The following is a 17,770-nucleotide window of genomic DNA, read 5'->3' as shown; positions in this document are numbered from 1 at the left end:
AAAGCAGGAGGGACTGCGCCATGGTTGCCAGTGCTGGCGGCAGCTCCGACGGCCCGGCGCGTTCGGACGACAAGGGTCCCCTGTCCATCGGGGAGCGGGCGGAGTACGAGCGGCTGCGCAGCGCGGCGGCGGTGCGGCACGACCGGCTACGAACCGTCGGGGCATCCCTCCTGATCCTGCTGGCCGTCGTGCTGGCGCCGCTCGGCGTGATTGCCGCCTGGGCGGACACGACGATCTCCGACACGGACCACTACGTTGATACCGTCGCCCCGCTCGCCACCGACCCCGCGGTGCAGAACATGGTGATCGACCGTCTGACCGACCGGGTCGTCAGTAACGTCAACGTTGATCAGGTCGCCGCGTCACTCGCCGGCGTCCTCTCGCGGAACGGCGCTCCCCCCGTTGTCGTGGACCACGCCGACGCACTGGCCGGCGCGCTGAAGACCGCCCTGACCAGCGCGGTGCATCAGGTGGTCCAGGGGGTGGTCACCAGCGACCAGTTCCCCCTGGTATGGGAGAACGCGAACCGTCGGGCGCATGCCGCCGTGGTGAAGGTTCTCACCGGCGAGGGCAGCAGTGCCGTGCAGGCCAAGGACAACACGATCGTGTTGGACATCGGCCCGGTCATCGACAGTGTGCAGAAGCGGCTGGCCGACGCCGGCTTCGAGAAGGCCGGCAAGATTCCCGACGTCGACCGACAGATCGTGCTGCTGCGGACGGACAAACTGACCAAGGCTCAGGGCGCCTTGCGTCTACTCGCCATCCTTGGCCTCTGGCTGCCGGTCGCCGTTGTGGCACTCGCCGCGCTGGGCGTATGGCTGGCGCCCTCGCACCGCGCCGGGCTCATGGCCACGGGCATCGGAATCGGCGTGACGATGATCGTGCTGCTCGTGGGACTGGCCGTCATACGCCAGATCTATCTGGACTCCGTCCCGTCCGACAGCCAGCCGCAGGACGCGGCAGCGGCCATCTACGACACTCTCGTCCGTTTCCTGCGCGACAGCGTGCTGACCTGGCTGACCATAGCCGTCATCATCGTGGTCGCTGGATATCTCTACGGGCCGGGACGCGGCGCCCGAGCCGTCCGCTCCGGCGCCGCCCACGCCACCGGGGCCGTCGGTCGGTCCGCGGCCCGGGTGGGTGTGCGTACCGGCGGCGCCGGCCGCTGGTTGGACAGGCATCGCCGTCTCACCAGCGGGATCGTCATCGGGGCCGGGGCGCTGGCCCTGGCGCTGTGGAACTCTCCGACCCCGTCTTCGGTCGCCCTCGTCCTCGTGGTGGTCGTGGTTGCCCTGGCCGTGCTGGGTGTCCTTGCCGCTGCCGGCAACGGCGTCGTGGGGCCGCCGACCACTGACCCCCACGCCGATACCCACGGGTAGGGTTCATGCCGGCGACCGGCCAACGGCGATGCGGATCAGCGCGGGGAGCATCCCCCAGACACCTGGCCGCACGGCCGGGACCCCGGGCGCGTGCAGTGGAATCCGAACGCGCGCAGCCGCCGGAAGCGAGCGGAGATCCAGCGGCGGCGGCAGGCGCAGCGCCTCCCCGTCCACGCCGACGCTGACCGGTCGTGCGGAGTCGATTCGCATGGTGGGGCTGGTCCACTGGTGGAAACCGCGGAATCGGCTGATGGCACCCATGGACTCGAGCGCGACGAGGGTGGGTAGGTCGCGAGCGCGATCGACACACAACGCCACCACGCCAAGTCGGCCGCCGTCGAGCCGGGGCCGGGTACCGAAACCACCAAGGCTGTGCAGCTGGTAGGCGTTGTTGGACACGAGCAGGACGTCCGCGGTCGATCCGGCGCGACCGTCCGGGCCGGTGAAGCGAAGATCCGACGGAGCACGGTCCACGCCCAGCAGGTCGGGCAGCATCGCGGCCGCCGTTCCCACCTTGGCGTCACGGTAGCTGTCGGACTGCACGATTTCGGCGTAGACGCCCAACGAGACATTGTTGACGAACACGCGGTCACCGAGCTGACCGAGGTCAACGCGCTGCTCGACAGCGAGGTCGAACGCGTCGAGCGCCCCCGCCACATCCTTCCGGTCGAGGCCGAGGTCCAGGGCGAAGTGGTTACGAGTACCGGCTGGGACGCAGACGAACGCCATCCCTCGCCGCCGCGCCACATCCACGACCAGTGCCTGCGAACCATCGCCGCCCGCCATGCCCACCACGTCGGCTCCGCGGTCGGCGGCGTCCTCGGCGAGGGAACGCAGATCAGCGCGTTCCGTGAGGGTGACGACCGCGATCCCGCGCCGGGCGGCCTCCTGAGCGAGATTGTGGCGGCCGGCGGCGCCACCACCGGAGCGCGGGTTCACCAGCAGGACGCCACGCCGGGCGGCCCCAACCATGAGCCCCTTTGGTCGGTGTCGTCCGAAGGCGCCGCGCGCCGCGGTTCCCGACGTCATGAGCAGGCAGGCGGTGACCAGCACGGTAGTCAGGCCGACCACCCCCCCGAAGGCGATCAGGCCGCCGAACGCGAAGGCCGCCACGACAGCCGCGCTCAGGCGGCGCAGCCCCCGTCCGACCAGCGCCGTCCAGCCCGCTACCAACGCGATCGTCACAGCGGCGACCGAAACCGGCAAGGCAATCGGCCGGTCGATCAGCCGGGCGAATATGACAGCGACCGCCGCGGCGAAGCTCACCAACGCCACTGACGCCGCCACCCTCCGGGAGCGGGACACCGGCGCTCCCGCACGCCGCCCCGGCCGGCGAACCATCCAGGAGAGCACGATCACCCATCCTTCCGAGCTTCACAGCCGCTCCGTCGTGATCAGGTTCTCCTCGCGGGGTGCACCCCATTCAGCCCCTGGTGTGCCGCACGCCTGCAGACTCACTGATCGCGGCGCCGGTCGGGCGCGGCTCGCTCACAACCTCCTCGTCGAGGGTTTCAGTGCAGGACCTTCTCCTGCGCGAGGACCCGAGAACGATGACCGCGAAGACCCCTGTGTCACTCACAGCCACCATTTGCGACGGCCGAGTGAGAACCTGCGTTCCGTACGAACCAGCGGCCAAACTGCCTACCTGCGCGTTTGGTATACCCCAGACTGCCCCGGTCGATAGATCCAACCTATTTATGCAGGTCAGATGCTAACTACGCGCGCGGTGAACCATTGGGGGCTCGAACCCAGACGCGCCAGCGACACTTCCGGGGCGGTCGACTACTCAACGTAGCTAGTCAGACAGAGTGCCGTCTCGAGCCCGGGACCTTCGAGTGACACACGGCCGCACCACTCAACCCCCATCCGATCTTCCTGGCGTTCGCGTTGCCGGCATAGCCCGCCCGGCGGATCTTCACGTGGGCGGGTTCGACGGACACTCCTGTACCAGCTCGCGAGTAGGCCGGCTGCCCGCAGGCGGGGCTGCGGCTACGGGCCCGGGGTGGTGACGGCCTGCGTGATCGGGGCCAGCAACGCGGCGGCGCGGTCGACGGCGGCCGGGCCGAGGGCGTCCCACACCGGGCTCGCGAGGCGATCCGTCGTCGCCTCCAACTCGTCGGCAGCGGCCAGGGAGGCCGCGGTCGGCGCGTCCTCGGTGTCGAGCCAGCCACGGGCCCGCAGCCGGTCGGCCGCGGCCGTCCACTCGTCCTCGGCCCAGCCCCGGATCCGCTGGTAGAAGGCCCGGTCGGGGCCACCCCGGCTGGTCCGCCAGACGAGACTCTCCAAGCCGTCGACACCGGCGGTGACCAGTGCGGCGACATGCCCATCGCCACGGTGCTCCCGCAGGATGGTCACCGCCTGCCAGACCGTGCCGATCGGGTCGTCAGGCCAGGGCAGCGCGGCGTTCGCGGCACCCAACACCCGGCCGGCGACCGATACCCGCTCAGCCGCCGAGCGCAACAGCGCGGCCAGCTCGGCCAACTCGTCCGCATCTGTCGCCGCGACAAACGGAGCAAGCGCCGCGCGGGCGCCGTCGAGCCGGACGGCCAGCGCCTTCTCCGGGGGGATCCTGGTCCAGAGTTCCGGCAACGCCCTGCCCACCATCGCGGGCGAGTACCCGAAGAAGGCCGCGACGACCGGCCCGGCCTCGACCGCCCCCAGCGGTGCCGCCCGGCCGGCGAAGTAGGCCCGCCACGGGCTGCGCAGCCCGGCGTCCGCCCACACCGCCAGACTGGCCGGCGCGGAGAAGCTGACCGCGTGTACCGGTTCGAACAACTGCCACATTCTCCGCGCCACGTTCATCTCGGCCATGGGCCCAACACAATCCCGCCCGTCAGGGCGGGGTCAAGAAGTGTGATGCCGGCCCGGGCCCCTCCCGGCCGGCATCACACGGAGTTCAGGACGGGTCCGGTCTCAGAACTTGGCATGGTGCGCCGGTGTCCGCGCCGGCCGGTCGCGCGGTGCCGACGGTCATCGCGTGATGACGCCCCGTTGTGTCGGCCGGGTACCCGGTACCCTGCCCCGGACAGCGATCTTCTGGCCACGCCAAGGGCGACGGAGCCTCTCACCGCCAACCAGGAAACCAGGAAACCAGACTGATGTTCTGGTGGTTTCCCTAGCGTGCCGGCGGCGGCCCGCGCGTATGTTCGGCTCTGTCGTTCAGTTTACGGTCCGCCTCGCGCTGAATTTTCCACATCACGGCATAGCGTTCAGGACGTAACCGGTTTTCCAGTCCATTCAGGGAGCCAGTTGTGAAAATCGCGTGGCGAATCGTCGATGTTGACCGGGGCGGCATGGTATGACGCGCTCGGGTTTCTGGTGGCGTGCCTCGCGCGTGGAGCAGGGGCGTCACCCGCGTGAGGGAAGCGACGGGAGAGCACGGGGGCGCGGCGCGGCGGGCCGCGGTGACAGCATTGACGTTCCCATTCGGCCGCTTACTCCGATGGACGCACTCATACTCGGATACCAGCGAGCATTCCCGAAGACGCCGCTGGCGGTCGGCTGCCTGTTGGTCGCCGACGGCCCCGTGCCAGGAGTCCAGGCGTTGCGCGAGCTTGTCGCGGACCGGGCGCACGACTTTCCTCCGCTGACCCATCGGATCGTCTCGGCCGGGCGGGGCCGGCCGGTCTGGGTGGCGGACCCCGATTTCGACCCAGCCCGGCACGTTCACGAGTACCGGCTCCCCGCAGAGTCGGGGCTCGCCGGACTGCGCGAGGCGGTGGGGCGGCTGTCAGCGGTCGAGATCTCGTTGGACGCTCCGCCGTGGCAGCTCTGGTTGCTCCACGGCCCCCGCCACGACGGCTTCACCCTGCTGTACCGCGCCAGCCACGTGTGGATAGACGGGACGGCACTGAACGTGGTGCTGGAAAAGCTGTTCGGCCTGTCCGGCCCAGGATCGGAGCGCGAACCTCTGCGGGTGTCGCAGGATCGCCGGCCCGGCCCCCGAGCCGTCTGTCGGGCCGCCGCTCACTCACTCGGATGGCTTACCCGGACGTCCACGATCGGCCCGCTCTCGGCGGCACCCACGGGATACCCGCACCACACCTGGCTGGAGGTGGACTTGGCCAGGCTACGGGCGATCAGCCGCGCCTACGAGGTGACCGTGAACGACGTCTTCCTGGCCGCGCTCGCCGGCGCTCTGCGCGCCTGGCCCCGCCCCGGCTCCGATCGGCCCGGCCGGCTCCGGGGCCAGATGCACGCCGCGATGCCGGTCAGTACCCGCCGTGCGGCCGAGCGGGACCACATGAGCAACTACCTGACCACCGTACGGATCGCACTGCCTTACGGTGAGGCGTTGGTCCACCGGCGTGTGGAGGCGATCCACCGGCAGACCGTCCGACACAAGCGGGGCGGGACTCCGGGCGTCGCGGAACGTCTCTTCCTCTGGACGATTCCCGCGCCGTTGCGACCGGCCGTGCTGTCCACCGGGATCATGTCCCACGTCTTCGCGCTGACCGCGTCCAACCCGGGCGGACTGTCCGGTCCGCTTGAGATCCTCGGTCGACGAGTCACCGCCGCCGTGCCCACCCCTCCGCTCCCCGCAGGCCAACGCCTGGCGGTCCTGCTCGGCGGGCTCGACGGGCAGGCGTGCATCGGTTTCACGATGGACGGGTCGGTGCGGGACTGGGCGCGGCTGCCGGAACTCGTCGAGGCCGAGCTGGACGCGCTCGAGGCAGCGGCCGGCCTCCGCCACGGCCCGGTCCGGAGCCCGACCGAGACCACGTGTTCGGCTGATCTCGTGGCGACGATGCCGATGGACTCGTCCGTCGCGGACCTCGCCGACACACGGGTTCGGTGCAGGTCGATCCCTTCCAGAGCCGCCCGATCGTCCAGCGGCCCGGATACCCGACGGCACGGTCAGCGCCAGCAGCTCCAGTCGCTTGTACAGCTCCTCGCGCGCCGCGGCCTCGCCACGCGTCCCGGCGAGGTTTACCAGCCAGACCAGCCCACTCCCGACATGACACACCGAAGTTGATCATCTTTGCGTGAGACGCGGTCCAGCGAATCAGGGAGGAGCCCTGTTCGGTGACGTGGCCACGGTGCACGGTGGTGTCGGACTCACGGTGCCGGGGGGGTGAGACCAGCCCAGATGGCAAGGTGACCGGGCGTGGGGAAACGGGTGATGTCCCCGATCTCGGCGAGGCCGTCTCAACTGCGGTCGGAGCGTCTGGCAGCAGCCGCTCGCCCGGGGTCGCTTGTCCCATACCAGCGCCGGCGGCAACCCACCGAGACCGACCAGCAGCGTCCACAGTCCGGCCAGCATGTCACCGGCCAGCCGCGACGGGATCACCCTCGCGGACAGCCAGCGGGAGTAGCCACACACCACACACACCATCACCAGCAGCCGGGAAGCCCATCGTCATCCTCCCAGGCGAGAGCCTGAGGCCCTGGGCGTACCGAAATGACAAGCAAGCTTGACTAGATGGAAAGCGAGCTTTACTTTTGACCCATGGTTGACGAGGCTCGGCAGGACAACGTGACGCGCGACGCCCGTAGGGCGATCATGATCGACGGCATCCCGGTCTCCCTCTTCGGGGCGGTCGCGCTGGCGCTGGGCAGTTCCCCCGATCAGACCACCGCCGAGAAGGGCTGGTGGCTCGGCGTGACCGGCGCCTTCACGCTCGCCGTCGTGTGGGTCCTGGTGCGGGCCTTCCGCCGCGCCGACGAGTATCAGCGCAAGATCCAGCTGGAGAGCATGGCGATCGCCTTCGCCGCCGTCCTCGTGGGCCTTCAGATCGCCGTCCTCCTCGATGCCACCGACATCGTCGGGCTGCGCCCCCTCAGCGAGGCGATCGTCATCGGCGGCGTGGGGATCTGGTTCGTCATCGCGGACCTGCGCACCCGCCTGCATCGGTGAGAAACCGGCTACGTACGCTGCGAGCCGAGCGCCGCTGGAGTCAGGCCGACCTGGCCGACCGATGCCAGGTATCCCGGCAGACCATCAACGCGATCGAGACCGAACGGTACGACCCCGGCCTGCCCCTAGCGTTCACCCTCGCCGACATCTTCAACCTGACCATCGAGGAAATCTTCTTTCCCGACCGTTCCGAGGGTCCCACCGACCCCGGCACGCGCCGATGACGCGGCCGTAACCCCGACGGGTCCTCGACGACCGCACACCGGCCGAGCTCTTCGCGGCGCTGCCAGCCTCCGAGATCAGTCCGCGTTGCGACGTTGGCTAGAACCCGCCAAACCCGCACAGGGTCAGTATTCGGAGAGCGTTGACAAAGGCAGACAGCGCGAGTTCCCAGAACGACGGGCCGGGCGGCGATGGCCAGATCGCGGCCTCCGAAGTGCCGGCCGTTCGGCGCGGACATGTCGCACGGCCAATGGTCGTGGAGCGCACCGGAACGAGGCGTGGATCACGCCGGGCCCCGCCGAGCGGGGAAAGCATTCTGGCCGCTCTGCGCACAGCGATCTGCCTGGACGCCCGGTACGAGGCCGCCTGGTGGTCTGGCGCGCGGACGCTGGCGAGCTCCACCGATGAGTTCCGCCAGCCCGCCCGGTCTACCAGGACGTACCCGTCGCACTACCGACCTGGAGGCCCGCCGTGACCACCCCCGCGCATCCCGGACGCATGCTGTTCGTGAACATCCCCGTAGCGGACCTCGAGCGCAGCAAGGCGTTCTTCGCGAAGCTCGGGTTCAGCTTCAACCCGAGCTTCACCGACGAGACCGCCGCCTGCATGCTGGTCGGCGAGCAGGCCAGCGTCATGCTGCTCAGCCACAACAAGTTCGCGGAGTTCGCGAAGCTGCCGATGGCCGATCCTGCCACACACACGCTGGCGCTCTACTGCTTCAGCGTGTCGTCCCGCGAGGAGGTCGACGCGGTGGCTGAGGCCGCGCTGGCCGCGGGCGGCGTCGAGGCGGATGGCCTGGAGGACTACGGCTTCATGCGCTCGCGCAGCTTCTTCGACCTCGACGGCCACGGCTGGCAGATCATGTGGATGGATCCGGCGGCGGTACAGAAGGGCCCCGAGGAGTTCGCGACCTCGACGCAGGACGCCGACCGCCCGGCCTGACCTGACACCGGCGCGGGGCCGGCGCCGCCCGCTCCTCTCCCGAAGCGGCGCGGCGCCGGCCTGTCGCCCGGCCTGGGAGACTGCTGAACAAATCGCAGGGTGGGACGCCGTGACGATTCCGGCGGCCCGGGCGGGCATCAAGCCCACCTTCCCTCAAGAATCAGCCGCTTCACGCCCGAGCAGATGACCGGTATCGACCTGGACGCCATGATGCGCGAGTGGGTCGAGACCTACCAAGGCGTGCCGCTACCCGACCCCGCCGCCGGGGTGCCGTCGACCAGGGCGAAAGGTGGCCGTCGGACGCCCGCACGGTCCCTGGCAAGCGGCGAAGGGCAGGCGAACTGGTACTGCTCGCCAAGCATGCGGTTCGCGCAACGGAAAGATGGTCGTCCGAACGGGACTCGAACCGGCCGTCGCGGTCCCAGCCAGCATCTATCCGACCGAGAGCGCCGAAAGAGATAGATCGTAAACCGTATTACCGCAGGTCAAGGACATGATCAATTATTCGGTGGGCCATCCGGGGCTCGAACCCGGACGCACCCACCCATGCAGGCGGCATCACCCCAAGCAGCCGGACACCCACCGTTTCCTTCTGGTAACTACCTAGCAAGGCGGATCGACGTTCCCGCCGGCCTCAAGAAGGTCCTGGAGCTCGGTGAGGGCCGTCCGCAGATGTCCGGCGAAGGAGTGCATCTGCTCAGCCACCATGCTCGGGGTGCTCAGGTAGACGTTGAAGCGGTCCGGCAGCAGCACGTAGGCGATCCCGATGCACCTGTTACTGGTTGATCCGAATCCGAAGTACTGGATGTGGGTGGACGGCGCCGAGCTCGTGCTCAGGTAGTCGTCCCGGGTGACCAGCCAGCCGGGGGTGTCGAACAGGTCGAGATGCTCGGTGATCCCCAGCTCCTCGCCGCGGCGGGCCTGGATGAACTGGAGCTCCCAGAGGTGCTGCTCCGGAGCACGTCCCGCCTGGCAGTCCCGCGCCCGCGTGACGTGTTTGTCGGCCGCGGCCCGCAGCGCGGCCAGCCGGGTGGCCGCGTCGGCGGCCGGGTCGTCCATCACCCGGACGAACGCCTGGATCTCCGGCGTGATGACCCGCATGGCCTCTGTGCGACCGCGCCGGTACTGCCGGGTCGCGATCGACTCGTAGGTGGCGCCGACCAGGCCCTTCGAGCGGTTGTGCGCCAGCTGGTAGGCGAGCTGGACGAACGCGTCCGGCGAGATCCGCAGGTTCTTCGCCCGGTTGGACCCGAAGTCGTCGAACGACAGCGTGGCCGTGGCCGTGGCGGCGGCGTATGCGCTGAACGCGTCACCTGCGGCGAGCACGTCCGCGCGCAGATCGTCGTCCAGCGTGAACGTGACCAGCCGGACGGCGGGCACGCCCTGGGATCGGGCGCCCGACCGGGCCGAGTGCTCGGCCGCCGGAGCGCCGAGCATGTCGTCGACGAGGCTCAGCACGGTCGTCCCGTCCAGGCCGCAGTGCTCGATGTTGATACCGGCGCTGCCGTCCGCGAAGACGATGAGGGACACCGACTTGTCGAACCAGCGGTTGCCGCAGTCGCCATGGAGAAGGTTGTCACACGCGTCCTTGGCACCGACGGGTGTGAGGTCGTCGAGGCAGAGGCAGAACAACGCGGTCTCGACGGTGTCGAGGGCAGTCTCGTTGCCCGGGTCGCAGGCGAGCAGCGCGTCCCTGCTCGTCGCCCAGGCGGCACGTGCCTTGGTGGTGAGCCGGCCGACCGACGTCTCCGGGGCGGCGCGCTCCGCCCCCGCCTTCAGGATCGTGTCCAGGCCGTTCTCGAGATCGTCGAGCGTGTGCGGATGCCCTTCGGGGCCCACCACGTCCATCCGGAACATGTGGCCGCGGTGGAAGACGACGATGTGGCGTGCGGTGGAGGGGCCTGGTGACGGCTCGCTGTACGGGGTGCGGACGGTGTCCTGCACCTGCCCGGGGATGCGGGTCGTCGAGAACAGGAACCGGTTCTGGTCCATCGACAGCGCCTGGCCGCGCTGGATGATCGGCTCGATCGCCTCCGCGTCGAGGCGCAGCTTGTAGTCCAGCGCCGAGGCGATCAGCCCCGCGGCCCGGGCTGTCTGACCGGCGTCGGATTCCTCGAAGAGGAAGATGAAGTTCGCGTTGAGGGCGATGCGGTCACGCCGCCCCAGGTAGCGCGAGGCCCAGAACGCGTCGAGCCAGCTGTGCACGCCGGGGGTGGCGTCGTAGCGCTCCAGCTCGGCGTGCAGGGCACGGCCCGGGCCGTCCGGGCGGGCGAACGCGGCGAGCGCCGTCTCGGTGGCTGCCAGCTCGTCCGGGGTCAGCAACGGTGAGCACCACTGCAGGAACCGGGCGCAGGTGTCGTCCAGGGTGGGCAGCGGCACCCGCGGGAGCCGGTCGTCGTTGACGAACGTACCGGTGGTCGACCATTGCGACCTGGCCTCGGATGCCACGGGGCTCGCCTGCCGGGGGCCCGCTGCCATGGCCTCGGGCGCGTCGCTGCTCGGTGACGGGGCGTTCGGCGTCATTCGTGACCTCGGGGGGCGTGGGACGGGTGGCCCGACGGCCGTCGGGCTACTGCTGATGACGGAACCAGCGCCGGGGATACCGATGCCGGAGTGCCGGTACTCGCGGTACTCGCGGCGGAGGTGCTGGCGGTAGCCGCGGCGGAGGCGCTGGCGGTGTGTGCGGCGAAGCTGCCGCGCGGGCGCGAAACGTACAGCTGGGCGTACATCCAACCGTCGCTCTCCAGACCGTGCGGGTCGATGCCCACCGTGGTGAGACTGTCCAGCACGAGCTGCTGTTCCTGCGCGGAAGCGAATCTGCGCTGGCGGAATATGCGGTCGAGCGTGACGGTCTCGTATCCCCTCTCCGCGAGACTCGCCCCGATGGCGTCGAACGGGAACATCCGCAGTACGAAGTGCGCCATCCACGGTCGCTTTCCGTCAGCCGCCTCGACGGCGTCGAGAACCCGGGAGATGGTTCGTTCGCCAACATAGCCGAGGCAGCCGGTCGAGATGACGAGATCGGTGCCGGCAAGCTGCCGGCGCTGCCGTTCGGTGGGATCCGCAGCCTCCAGGTCGGCGTGCACGGCATCGTCGAGAAAGCCTGCCGCGAGAGCGTAGGAGAGGGCCTCGTTCGACACGTCGAGGCCCACGAACACCGCATCAGGCGGCAGGGAGCCACCCGAACATCCGTCAGGGCTCGGACGCCTGGAAGTGGGTGGCGGGGACACTCTGGTGGAACGGACAAGTTCGCGGTCGCGGGCCAGCAGCTCGTCACGGGTGTAGCCGTGGGCCTCGGGTGCACCGTAGCGCTCGTACAGGTGCTCGAGGGTAACCCCGCAGCGCAGCAGTGCCGCGTTGATCCCGTAGGACGAACCGATGTCGAGGATCTTCAGTGGCGACGGGTGACGTCCGGGAGGATCGCCGGGCATCGGGCGGCCTGCTGCCCGGTAGTCGGCCACGGTCTCGACGAAGTACGGCCTGGCGATTTGGGGGACCTGATAGGCGAGCGTACGCAGCGTCGTGAAATACGCCCGCGGGTCAGGCTGGTCGTAGATGTGATCTAGTGAGATTTTGCCAGTGGCATCGAAATGCACAGGTCAGGCTCCTGCAGGTCATGGTCGGGACCGGACTCGCCGTCGCGAGGCCGGCTCTGGGATGCCAGATCCTATGAACGCGGACCAGCCGATCAGCACGCCGACACCGCGCCGGCGGGTCGAGGGCCACGGGTGGTCGGCCTGCGCGATCGGATCGCCGGTTCAATCGCCGGCTCAGTCGAGCAGGCGGTCGCCCCGCACGCGAGCCGCCTGCCCGGCGGCCTCGAGATGTTCGGGCAGCACCCGGCCGAACAGCTGCCTTGTGCGCGCAACGCTACCGATGACACCGGGGCGCTCGCAGTAGGCGAAGATCGCCGAATGACGGGCGGTGCCCCCCTGCACCGGGCTGACCCGGTGCAGCGAGAAGCGACCTCGAAACAGCTGGAGATCGCCGGGACGAAGCATGAGGCGCTGTGCCCGCCGGTCATCCCGACCGATGAGGACGTCACGTACGGCCTCGAGGTTCTCGGCCTCGGTGGACCGGATGTCGGGACAGTACTCGAAGACCCCGCCTGCCTCCGGCTCCTGGATCAGCAGGCTCAGCGAGAACTCGTTGGTGTCGAAGTGCCAGGGGTGCTCGTCTCCGGGTCGGATGACGTTGAGGCACAGCTGGGCCAGCGGATCCGCCAGCTCATAGAGGCGATCAAGTCCGCAGCAGGCTGCCACGAACCGCCGAAACGACTCGTTGGAATACAACCGCCGTATGCCCACACCGTCGGGGACGAGATCGGCCGCGACGAACGCGTTTCCGCGCCGCATGGCGATACGTCCGGGATGATCTTCGGGTAGCGGTGCCCCTATGTCGATGTTGTATGCGTTGACCGTCTCGGCCTGGTAGTACGCCGACGGAGCAAGCGCAGTGCATTCGGCGCGCAGGGCCTCACGGGCATCGGGGCGAACGAATTCAGTGAGGACGCTGCAACCCGTTGCCTCCAGCTCTCGACGGACTCTGGCCGCCAGGTCGTGCCAGGCTGCACTTGCCGGATGCGCGAGAGGATAACGGTCGGTGTCGACCAGGTCATCCAGACCATCGAGCGCGGTGGCGACGCCGGGGCCACTGAAGCATCCAGGTCCACCGGGGCTTTCACGCACGGCGACGTATCCAGCCGCGGTGGCGCGCTCGGGCCCGATGACACGTTGAGGAACACTGACACGTTCAGCAGCAGTGACACTGTTGGGCACGGCGCTGTCCACGGGCCCGGGCATACCCGGCAGAAGGCCCTGGTCCGTGGATCCCGCCGCATCATCGCCGCGGGTCAGAAGGCTGTCTGATCCAGCAGGGCAGGCCGCGCCGCCCGCTGCAGCAGTTCTCGAGCGGCTCACGAGATCCTCCCTACGCCGGGCGTGCGCACCTCACCATGGCGGGCCTGACTGGGTTTCCGAACATTCTTGCCTCGACTACCAGCACATGAACATGCCTGTGATATCCGACACTTTTATGTTCTTTCTGCGCTCAGGGCTGGTAATCGGGCTTCCCTCTCAGCACCCGTTTCCTCCCTTCCGGACGTGTGGGATGCCAGACCTGGACCGTCGGCGTTGAGTCGGGCTTTCAGACGCGCGATGCCGTTGACTTGCGGGTCTGGCAGGGGTCCGACCGCCCGGATGATCTGCACAGTTTCGGCCGGGCGGCGGATGGGTTGAGGAGGCCGTGGCCGTTGGGGGTTCCACGACGGGAAACGGGACATCTTCCGTTTTGCCTACCGGACCACGCGGCGGAGCCGACGCACAGGGTTGATCTCTTCCTGAAGCTCACGGGTAAGGTGAACGAGTTCAGCCGTGAGATGATCAGAGGGGAAAGCCCCGGGCACAGGGGCGGCACTGCGCCAGACCACCCACAGGGCGGCGGCGACGGACGCCCCGGTCGGGATCCAGCGGCTCGCCGCGGTTCACCACCGCGGCGTGCATCAGGACCCGCAGCCCGCGGTGTAGACCGCCAGGTGCGCGAAGATCTCCTGGAACACCAGCTCCGGGCTCCTGCTCCCAGCTGCAGCGGGCACGCGCCGACCGGCGCGAGATCCGGCGCCGGACCGCACGGCGTAGCGGCATCCAGAAGCGGCGCAGGTTGTCCGGCTCGATCGGAGTCCCGATCTTCGTCGTGAACGCGTGGCCGGTCTGCACTCAGGCGTCACCGGCAGCGTGCGTTCGGAGTCCTCCGTCTTCGGCGGGCACAACCGCAGCTCCCCGCCGACCCGCAGCAGCGTGTGACGCACCGTCAGCGTCTCCCGCTCGGTGTCGATGTCCGACCGCTGGAGACCGAGCAGCTCCCCGCGCCGCATCCCGAGGAACAGCGCCGGGACCAGCAGCGCGTACAACCGGTCGCCCGCGCAGCAACGCCGCTCCCCCTCCGGCCGGGCCTTGTCCACACCCCGCGCGCAGCACCGGCAGGTGCTCTCCGTCCGCCGGATGAACTGCCGGACATCCGCGCCGGTCAGCCTGTTCAGCCGCTTCTTCCCAAGACCCGGCACAAGGTAGATCCGGACCGCCTTCTCATAGGTGACATACGTGTTCGGCTGACGGTTCGGTTTCACGGTCTACGCTCCCCGGGCAGCCCGACCCGCAGCCTGCCAGCGGCGAGACCGTCTGTGGCCGATCCACACATCCGAATCTGGGTCCTGCGTGGAACTACGGGAACGAACCCCGCTATGCCGCCTTTCCGGACGAGAGTAGAGGCCGAGGGAGGAACGGGGACGACTTCGTAAGGTAAGGGTTAGGGCTCGAGTCCTCGTCTCCGCCGTCACCTTTAGGGCTTTCCTCCTCTCCCTCTCCGTCGATCAAGGGTGAAGCGGGGTGTCGACGTGACCCGTTGACGCCATCCTTAGAGGCTCGCACGGATATGAACGGCCGGACAGGGGAGAGGGGGTGGCCATGGTGGCAGACGAACAGAAATTCGACAAGATCATGGTAGATCGGTCGGAGGGGTTCGGCGAGCGACTGCTGGGTGTGTTGCTGGATCGCGCTCACGAGATGCCGCCGCAGCTGATCGCCCCCCTGGTAGCGGAAGAGATCGGCAGGATCGGTGGGCGGGACATCTCGATCCTTCTGCAGGACTATGAGCAGCTGATGCTGACGCCGCTGCCGGGCAGGAGCCTTACGGTCGGGGAGCCTGAGCCGATCGACGGCTCCCCGGCCGGCACGGCATTCCTGCGCGCGATGACCGTCGAACAGCCGCAAGCTGGCGGTACACGGATGTTCCTGCCGCTGCTGGACGGTAGCGACCAGGTGGGCGTGCTGGCCCTCACCCTCGACACCGTCGATGATGATGACCGGCGGTTGCTGCGGCGGCTCGCCGGCCTTGTCGCCGACATGCTGGTCACCAAAAGCAGCTACACCGACCAGTTCTTCCAGGCCCGGCGTCGCGAACCGATGAGTGTGGCCGCGGAAATCCAATGGTCACTGTTGCCTCCGCTGACCATGATTACCCCGCAGGTCGCGGTAGCCGGTGTCCTCGAACCCGCCTACGACATCGCAGGCGACAGCTTCGACTACGCTCTCAACGATGACATCCTGCACGTGGCCGTTATCGACGCGATGGGTCACAGTCTGGACGCCGCAGTGCTGGCAACGGTCGCGATCGGTGCCTACCGGCACGCCAGACGTGCCGACATCGGGCTTGCCGAGCTGTACATGTTCATGGACGCAGCCATCCACAGGCAGTTCGGACCCGACCACTTCGTCACCGCGCAGATGATGCGTTTGGATATCGGAACTGGTCACCTGCAATGGGTCAATGCAGGTCATCCGGCAGCGCTACTGATCCGCGATCATAGGGTTATCCAGGCACTGGAGAGCCCGGGAACCCTGCCGGTCGGATTCGGTGGTGACGTACCGCAGATCAGTAAGCAGACGCTCTTGCGCGGTGACCGGGTTCTGTTCTTCACCGATGGCCTCATCGAGGAGCACGAAAAGGGCGGAGAACAGTTCGGCGAGGAACGCCTGATCAACTTCGTTGAGAATATCCGGGGTAAAAGCATCCGGGAGATGGTCCGAGATCTGTCCCATGCGCTGATGCAGGAAAGGCACGGAATCACGACCGACGACGCGACTCTCTTCCTGGTCGAGTGGCGCGGGGGCACCGCCGACCATCTCGCCAGCATAGATATTTAACCAGGAAGACGTTGATCGCGCCGATAGTCTCAGGTTCCGCCTCAATCGTGCGTGTCCGCGGCTGTTCGCGGCGATGGGTGGAGCGTGCCCGACGCGCGAAACGAACGGCGACGGAGCACGGTAAACCCGCCACCGTGGCACGAAAAAGCAGACAGTCGGAGCCGAGTCTCCGGTCCGGTCCGACCGGCAGACCGTGGCCATTCGCGTGCCAGTAGCAACGTCGACAGAGGGCACAGGACCGCCGTCGACCCGGGCAGGGCTCCGTCCACGCCCTGGCAGGCGCCGCAAGCCGCACAGGTTTCCCAAGCTCGTGACGCGTGTAGGCCCGTGCTGCGCGTACAGCCATCCGTAAGGCCAAGCCCACGAACACCGGCGGACATGAGCGGAACCCGTCAGGGGGTTGTATCCGGGCCAGCTCCGCGTGGACCGCAGTCAGCCCTGGGTTTCCCGCCCCTACGGACGACTGCTGGCGGCGACGGCTGCTGGCGGCACTGCATAGCCTGACAGCACTGCATCGTCCCGAGTTGTGGCTCTGTCACAGGAACGCCAGCCGAGCCGGTCTGCGATGCGCCGGACCAGGCCCGGCCGGCCGTGGCGGTCGGGCGTCGATGAGCTGAGGTGGGGCGAGGCTCGGAAGGGATGCCGCACGCGACCCGCTGCACCAGAGGTCTTGCCCGTCGCTGACAGGGTCCGATAAGGTCCAGATAGGACATGGGACTCCGAGTTTCAAGTTTTGAGTGCCGCGAGGGGTGGGTGTGCGTTCCGACGATGCGGGCCCGCCGGCCGGGGATCGACAGCCGCGCGGCCTGGGCCGGCGCGCACGACGGTCGGAGGATGAGACCGTCCGGCGGATGCTGCGCACGGCGGCGGACGTGGTGAACCGGACAGGACTGACGGTGAGCCTGGACCACCTCAACCTCGAGGAGATCATTCGTCTCGCCGACGTGTCACGCAGTGCTGTCTACCGTCGCTGGCCGTCCAAGGACCTTTTCGTCTCCGACCTGGTGAAGGAACTGGCGGCGGGTGCCGTCCCGGGTATCGAACGGGACGAGATAGAGCTTTTCCGACGTGTCGTGCGCGCACACGAGGACGGGTTCAGCACGCCGCAGGGCCGGCAGGATCTGATTACCGAGCTGTTCCGCGAACTGGCTCTGCTCGACTTCGAGGTGCTCCGGACGTCGGCGGGGTGGCGGACCTATATCGCCTTGCACGCCACATTCCTGAGCCTGCCCGACGGAGGGCTCCGTGAGGAGGTCCGCGAGGCTCTCGCCCGATCCCAGCGCGACCATGTCGCTCGCGTCGCGCGATCCTGGGTGCAGCTCACCCAGGTGTTCGGCTACCGGCTGCGCCCTGAGCTGGAGGCCACGTTCGACACGATGGTGAACCTGTTCGACGCGACCCTTCGGGGGTTGTACCTCGTATCCCTCGCCACTCCGGACGTCGCCGAGCGGCGGCTGAACGCACGCCCGTTCGGGGCTTCGGGCACGGAGGAATGGTCGCTTCCAGCGATGGGGCTCGCCGGTGTCGCGATGACCTTCCTGGAGCCCGACCCGACTGTCGTCTGGAGCGACGAACGGATCACGGCGGTGCGTCAGGCACTGGCGCACTGGACGATTCCCGACGAATAAGCCGCTACCCCCGGCCCAGGACGACTGAGGTGACAGGAGCCC

The 17,770-nt window shown here is 68.5% G+C and carries 13 protein-coding genes and 1 pseudogene; 7 read left to right on the top strand and 7 right to left on the bottom strand.

Annotation, left to right across the window (positions count from 1 at the left end; translation table 11 throughout):
* Window positions 1-20 precede the first annotated feature (20 nt).
* Window positions 21-1,379, top strand: a complete 1,359-nt coding sequence (locus MXD62_RS07415) for a hypothetical protein (RefSeq protein ID WP_248828674.1) — start codon at window positions 21-23, stop codon at window positions 1,377-1,379.
* 3 nt (window positions 1,380-1,382) lie between these two features.
* On the opposite strand, the gene MXD62_RS07410 is transcribed toward MXD62_RS07415, so the two are convergent.
* The gene (locus tag MXD62_RS07410; RefSeq protein WP_368862333.1) at window positions 1,383-2,684 is read right to left on the bottom strand and encodes a diacylglycerol kinase family protein; all 1,302 of its coding nucleotides are present in this window, start codon (window positions 2,682-2,684) and stop codon (window positions 1,383-1,385) included.
* 684 nt (window positions 2,685-3,368) lie between these two features.
* On the bottom strand, window positions 3,369-4,163 hold the full coding sequence (locus MXD62_RS07405) for a hypothetical protein (protein ID WP_248828704.1): 795 nt from the start codon (window positions 4,161-4,163) through the stop codon (window positions 3,369-3,371).
* Between the two features lie 658 nt (window positions 4,164-4,821).
* Between MXD62_RS07405 and MXD62_RS07400 the strand changes: the two genes are divergently transcribed.
* Complete coding sequence (locus MXD62_RS07400) at window positions 4,822-6,354, top strand: wax ester/triacylglycerol synthase domain-containing protein (protein WP_248828672.1); 1,533 nt, start codon at window positions 4,822-4,824, stop codon at window positions 6,352-6,354.
* 83 nt (window positions 6,355-6,437) lie between these two features.
* Here the strand turns inward: MXD62_RS07400 and MXD62_RS07395 are convergent, their stop codons facing one another.
* Entirely contained in the window at window positions 6,438-6,503 is a 66-nt protein-coding gene (locus MXD62_RS07395; RefSeq protein ID WP_248828703.1) for an IS110 family transposase, read from the bottom strand.
* A 325-nt stretch (window positions 6,504-6,828) separates the two neighbouring features.
* Between MXD62_RS07395 and MXD62_RS07390 the strand changes: the two genes are divergently transcribed.
* The 3 genes from MXD62_RS07390 (at window position 6,829) to MXD62_RS07380 (ending at window position 8,400) form a co-directional block, all read left to right on the top strand.
* Window positions 6,829-7,236, top strand: coding sequence for a hypothetical protein (locus MXD62_RS07390; protein ID WP_248828671.1), 408 nt, complete (start codon window positions 6,829-6,831; stop codon window positions 7,234-7,236).
* Window positions 7,233-7,460 (top strand): helix-turn-helix transcriptional regulator, encoded by a 228-nt coding sequence (locus MXD62_RS07385; protein WP_248828670.1) that lies wholly within the window; start codon window positions 7,233-7,235, stop codon window positions 7,458-7,460. The genes MXD62_RS07390 and MXD62_RS07385 overlap by 4 nt, the downstream gene beginning before the upstream one ends.
* 496 nt (window positions 7,461-7,956) lie before the next feature.
* A complete protein-coding gene (locus MXD62_RS07380; RefSeq protein WP_251081406.1) occupies window positions 7,957-8,400 on the top strand; it encodes a VOC family protein in 444 nt (147 codons plus the stop codon).
* A gap of 603 nt (window positions 8,401-9,003) precedes the next feature.
* Here the strand turns inward: MXD62_RS07380 and MXD62_RS07375 are convergent.
* The 4 genes and pseudogenes from MXD62_RS07375 to MXD62_RS07360 form a co-directional block, all read right to left on the bottom strand.
* On the bottom strand, window positions 9,004-10,923 hold the full coding sequence (locus tag MXD62_RS07375) for a choline/carnitine O-acyltransferase (RefSeq protein ID WP_248828668.1): 1,920 nt from the start codon (window positions 10,921-10,923) through the stop codon (window positions 9,004-9,006).
* Window positions 10,920-11,996 carry a class I SAM-dependent methyltransferase gene (locus MXD62_RS07370; RefSeq protein WP_248828667.1) on the bottom strand — a complete coding sequence of 359 codons (1,077 nt, stop codon included), beginning with the start codon at window positions 11,994-11,996 and terminating at the stop codon, window positions 10,920-10,922. Before MXD62_RS07370 ends, MXD62_RS07375 begins: the two co-directional genes overlap by 4 nt.
* A 174-nt stretch (window positions 11,997-12,170) precedes the next feature.
* Complete coding sequence (locus MXD62_RS07365) at window positions 12,171-13,202, bottom strand: hypothetical protein (RefSeq protein ID WP_248828702.1); 1,032 nt, start codon at window positions 13,200-13,202, stop codon at window positions 12,171-12,173.
* 819 nt (window positions 13,203-14,021) lie between these two features.
* Window positions 14,022-14,527 (bottom strand): annotated as a pseudogene (locus tag MXD62_RS07360) (site-specific integrase); the annotation flags it as partial.
* Between the two features lie 334 nt (window positions 14,528-14,861).
* Between MXD62_RS07360 and MXD62_RS07355 the strand changes: the two are divergent.
* Together MXD62_RS07355 and MXD62_RS07350 are read left to right on the top strand one after the other, a co-directional pair.
* On the top strand, window positions 14,862-16,100 hold the full coding sequence (locus MXD62_RS07355; protein WP_248828666.1) for a PP2C family protein-serine/threonine phosphatase: 1,239 nt from the start codon (window positions 14,862-14,864) through the stop codon (window positions 16,098-16,100).
* An 851-nt stretch (window positions 16,101-16,951) separates the two neighbouring features.
* Window positions 16,952-17,728, top strand: a complete 777-nt coding sequence (locus MXD62_RS07350) for a TetR/AcrR family transcriptional regulator (RefSeq protein ID WP_248828665.1) — start codon at window positions 16,952-16,954, stop codon at window positions 17,726-17,728.
* Window positions 17,729-17,770: the final 42 nt, after the last annotated feature.

Source organism: Frankia sp. Mgl5 (genome assembly GCF_023242985.1).
GTDB lineage: Bacteria > Actinomycetota > Actinomycetes > Frankiales > Frankiaceae > Parafrankia > Parafrankia soli.
The sequence above is the reverse complement of the archived record's forward strand: the minus strand, read 5'-3'. Positions and strand labels throughout refer to the sequence as shown.

Bases quoted from the DNA above. Each gene is read 5' to 3' on its own strand.
- MXD62_RS07415 (WP_248828674.1), top strand. From the start codon at position 21: ATGGTTGCCAGTGCTGGCGGCAGCTCCGACGGCCCGGCGCGTTCGGAC.
- MXD62_RS07405 (WP_248828704.1), bottom strand. From the start codon at position 4,163: ATGTGGCAGTTGTTCGAACCGGTACACGCGGTCAGCTTCTCCGCGCCG.
- MXD62_RS07400 (WP_248828672.1), top strand. From the start codon at position 4,822: ATGGACGCACTCATACTCGGATACCAGCGAGCATTCCCGAAGACGCCG.
- MXD62_RS07390 (WP_248828671.1), top strand. From the start codon at position 6,829: ATGGTTGACGAGGCTCGGCAGGACAACGTGACGCGCGACGCCCGTAGG.
- MXD62_RS07380 (WP_251081406.1), top strand. From the start codon at position 7,957: ATGCTGTTCGTGAACATCCCCGTAGCGGACCTCGAGCGCAGCAAGGCG.
- MXD62_RS07375 (WP_248828668.1), bottom strand. From the start codon at position 10,923: ATGACGCCGAACGCCCCGTCACCGAGCAGCGACGCGCCCGAGGCCATG.
- MXD62_RS07365 (WP_248828702.1), bottom strand. From the start codon at position 13,202: ATGCCCGGGCCCGTGGACAGCGCCGTGCCCAACAGTGTCACTGCTGCT.
- MXD62_RS07355 (WP_248828666.1), top strand. From the start codon at position 14,862: ATGGTGGCAGACGAACAGAAATTCGACAAGATCATGGTAGATCGGTCG.
- MXD62_RS07350 (WP_248828665.1), top strand. From the start codon at position 16,952: ATGCTGCGCACGGCGGCGGACGTGGTGAACCGGACAGGACTGACGGTG.